The 321-nt window shown below is 62.9% G+C and carries 1 protein-coding gene; it reads left to right on the top strand.

All coding sequences use genetic code 11. From position 1 onward, the window contains the following. On the top strand, positions 1 to 321 hold a 321-nt coding region (locus EQW76_RS28840), incomplete at both ends, for a polysaccharide biosynthesis protein (RefSeq protein ID WP_161991104.1).

Here is a 321-nt window from a genome sequence, read left to right as displayed (position 1 = left end):
CCGTCCGCACCATGCCCGACCTGACCGCCTTGGCGCAGGGACGTGTGGCCGTCTCCGACTTGCGTGAACTCGATATCGAGGATCTTCTTGGCCGCGATGTCATTGCGCCCGACCAGGCTTTGCTCGACCGCAACATCCGCGGAAAGGTCGTCATGGTGACCGGTGCTGGAGGCTCGATCGGCAGCGAGCTGTGCCGCCAGATCGTCAAGAACCGCCCCTCCAGCCTGCTGCTGGTAGAGCAGAACGAATTCGGCCTCTATCTCATCTTGGGCGAGCTGGAAAAGGCGGCGCTGGCGATCCAGGATGCCGAGATCCGCATCA

The organism is Rhizobium sp. rho-13.1, assembly GCF_007000305.1.
Classification (GTDB): Bacteria; Pseudomonadota; Alphaproteobacteria; order Rhizobiales; family Rhizobiaceae; genus Rhizobium; species Rhizobium rhododendri.
Note: the sequence above shows the minus strand (reverse complement) of the source record. Positions and strands in the feature narration are given on the sequence as shown.